The sequence below is a fragment of the Kitasatospora sp. NPDC054768 genome (assembly GCF_053612025.1).
This window is the reverse complement of record NZ_JBSHBN010000268.1, coordinates 1-3,408: the sequence shown is the minus strand read 5'-3', so window position 1 is coordinate 3,408 and position 3,408 is coordinate 1. Positions and strand designations below refer to the sequence as shown.

Below are 3,408 nucleotides of genomic sequence, written 5' to 3'. Positions count from 1 at the left end.
TTGTTTGGTTGGGCTCTGTTCTTTTTTTTTATACGCCCTGGGCGCGCTCCGGGGCCCGTCCCCCCCCGGGGGGGGCCCCCCGCCCCGGGGGGGGCCCCCCCCCCCGGGGGGGGTGGCCCCCGCCCCGATCGACGCCGGCGCGCTCCTAGCTGTTGCCCCCGCTGCTACCGCCGCCGTTGTTGCCCCCGCCGTTGTTGCCCCCGCCGTTGTTGCCCCCGCCGCCCGCCGGGTTGAGCAGGCCGACGATGTCGATGGAGTTGCCGCAGACGTTGGCCTGGAGGTTGACGGGGATCTGGATCAGGTTGCCGGACAGCACGCCCGGCGATCCCGCGGCGATGCCGTCGGCATCGGCGTCACCGTCCGCGTTGACGCACGCGCCCGAGGGCAGGGTGTATCCGGACTCGCCGTGTCCGGCCCCCTCGTCGTGGCCCGCGGCCGCGGGGCCCGTGGAGAGGACGGCCAGCGCGACCGTGAGGCCGCCGGCGAGCAGGTACTTGCTGGTGTTGGTCATGGCGGAAGGGGTAGCCGGTCGGCCCGGACGTCACGGGGCAGCCCCGCCCGCGCGGTCACCCGGTTGCAGGCCCGATCTACCACCGATGCACGAGTCCCACCCCGATCGGACCAGAACCGGACGGTCCCGGCGGTCCGAAATCGGGTGGGGCCGGCGCCCCGGGAGCACGGCCCGCCCGCGGGACGTCGGCCGGAGAGGTGACGCACGGCAACCGAACAGGTGCCTTTCGGGCGTTTCACGATGCCGCGCGGCGCCGCCCGGGGCGATAACCGACCTTGCATGTCCGCTGCCGAGGCGGCAGGCGTGCGGCGACATGGTGCGTAGACGTTCGACCGGGTCGGCCCGGGTGCCTCCGGCGAACGGATGCGCGGCTCGCGTTTCACACCGTCAAAGCCTTCCCACCCGCCGCGCCAGTGTTCGGGCGCCGGTGCTCAAGTCGACCTGGGAGTACCCGCATGAGAGTCCGCACAACCCGGCCGCCGCACGACTCGGGGGAGTCCGGACCGCCTTCGGGGGCGCCGAGGGCCCGGCGGGTCCTCCGCCGGACCCTGATGGCGTTGACGACCGCGGCAGCCGTGGCGACCGTGTCCGTCACCGGCTTCCCCGTGGCCGGGAAGGCCTCGGCGCAGTCGCCCTCGCTGTCGCTCTCCCAGTCGGTCTCCCCGACGACCGTCAACACGGTCGGCGAGAACGCGACCTTCTCCTTCGCGGTCACGAACAACGGTGACGAGCCGCTCACCGGAGTCACGGTCGCCACCACGTCCTTCAGCGGCACCGCGGGCCCGCTGGTGGTCTCCTGCCAGGGGACCGACCTCGCCCCCGGCTCCGCGATGACCTGCACCGCCCCGTACACCGTGACCCAGGCGGACATCGACGCGGGCGGCGTCACGAGCATCGGCACCGCCACCGGTCGGACGTCCACCGGATCCACGGTCACCGCGCCCGGCGCCACCGCCACCCTGGCCGCCGTCCAGAGCGCCGCGATCTCCCTGCAGAAGGCCGGGACACCGTCCGGAGGCAACGGTGGCGGGAACAACGGTGGCGGGAACAACGGCGGGGGCAACAACGGCGGCGGGAACAGCCGGCGCTCGACCTCCGTCACCACCCTGACGGTCGGCGAGACGATCGCCTACACGTACGACGTGACGAACACCGGGAACGTCACGCTGACGGGGGTGTCGGTGTCGGACACCTCCTTCTCCGGCACGGGCACCCCGCCCGTGATCTCCTGCCCGGCGACCACGCTGCCGCCGGGCATGTCGATGACCTGCACCGGCTCGTACACGGTGACGCAGGCCGACGTCACCGCCGGGTCGATCACCAACACCGCCACCGCGACCGGCACCCCGCCGACCGGCCCCCCGGTCACCTCAGGGCCCGCCACAGCGACGGTGACCTCGCCGCAGAACCAGGCCGGCCTGGTCCTCGACAAGATCGCCGTCACCGCCGGCGGGGGCAGCAGCGGCGGCAACAGCCGGCGCAACACCCTGATGACCACCATCGCCGTCGGCGAGACCCTCATCTACTACTTCACGGTGACCAACACCGGGAACGTCGACCTGACGGACATCAGCGTCACCGACACCTCGTTCTCCGGCACGGGCACCCCGCCCGTGATCACCTGCCCGTCGGCCATCCTGCCCGTCGGCACGAGTTTCACCTGCTCGGCCACCTACACCGTCACCCAGGCCGACGTCACCGCCGGCACGATCACCAACACCGCCACCGCGGCCGGCACCCCGCCCTACGGGCCCCCGGTCACCTCACCGCCCGCCACCGCCACCGTGACCGGTCCTCCGGCCTCGCTCACCCTCGACAAGACCGTGTCCGCCGGCGGCGGCGGTGGGAACAACGGCGGCGGCAACAACGGCGGGGGCAACAACGGCGGGGGCAACAACGGCGGGGGCAACGCCCGGCGCAACACCGTGGTCGCGACCCTCACCCCCGGCCAGGTCCTCGACTACTCCTACGTGGTCACCAACACCGGCAACGTCACCCTGACGAGCCTGTCGGTGACGGACACCTCCTTCTCCGGCAAGGGCACCCCGCCCGTGATCACCTGCCCGTCGACGACCCTGGAGCCGGGAGCGTCGATCACCTGCACGGCCACGTACACCGTCACCCAGGCCGACATCGACGCCGGGACGATCACCAACACCGCCACCGCGACCGGCACCCCGCCCTCCGGGCCCCCGGTCACCTCGCCCCCCGCCACCGCCACCGTGACGCTGACCCAGTCCCCGGCCCTCACCCTCGCCAAGTCCGCGTCCCCGGCCACGGTGACCGCCGCCGGCCAGACCGTCACCTACACCCTGGTGGCCACCAACAGCGGCAACGTCACCCTCACCGGCATCACCGTCGCCGACACCGCGTTCTCCGGCTCCGGCACCGCCCCGACCCTCACCTGCCCCGCCGGGCCGCTGGCGCCCGGCGGGTCGACGACCTGCACGGGCACCTACACCGTCACCGCGGCCGACCTGCGCCAGGGGCACATCGACAACACCGCGGTGGCCACCGCCACCGGGCCCGGCTCCACCACGGTCACGTCGGGCCCCGCCACGGCGCGGGTCACGGCCACGCCGCCCCAGTCGGCCCCGTCCCCCTCCCCCTCGCCGTCCCCCTCGCACATTCCTTCTCCGTCGCCCTCGCACCACCCCTCCGGCCACCCCTCCGGCCAGCCCCACCCGCCGCACGGCCAACTGCCCGAGACCGGTGCCGGAAACCTGACCCTCATCGGCACGGCGGGTGCGCTCCTGCTCGCCGCGGGCGTCCCCGTGCTCCTCACCGCCAACCGCAGACGCCGCCCGCAGGCCGGCAGCGCGGACCAGGGCACCCAGCCCATGGAGTGACACAGCGACGCCGCACGACCCACGGCACCGGCCCGCGCGGAGCGCGCG

2 protein-coding genes are annotated in these 3,408 nt (G+C 73.7%); one reads left to right on the top strand and one right to left on the bottom strand.

Annotation, left to right across the window (positions count from 1 at the left end; translation table 11 throughout):
• Positions 1-145: 145 nt before the first annotated feature.
• On the bottom strand, positions 146-511 hold the full coding sequence (locus tag ACWGKU_RS39560; protein WP_452191794.1) for a chaplin: 366 nt from the start codon (positions 509-511) through the stop codon (positions 146-148).
• A gap of 557 nt (positions 512-1,068) precedes the next feature.
• On the opposite strand from ACWGKU_RS39560, the gene ACWGKU_RS39555 reads away from it, so the two are divergent.
• Entirely contained in the window at positions 1,069-3,360 is a 2,292-nt protein-coding gene (locus tag ACWGKU_RS39555) for a DUF7507 domain-containing protein (RefSeq protein ID WP_452181059.1), read from the top strand.
• Positions 3,361-3,408: the final 48 nt, after the last annotated feature.

Excerpts from the sequence above, each read along its gene's own strand:
- ACWGKU_RS39560 (WP_452191794.1), bottom strand. The coding sequence starts at position 511 with ATGACCAACACCAGCAAGTACCTGCTCGCCGGCGGCCTCACGGTCGCG.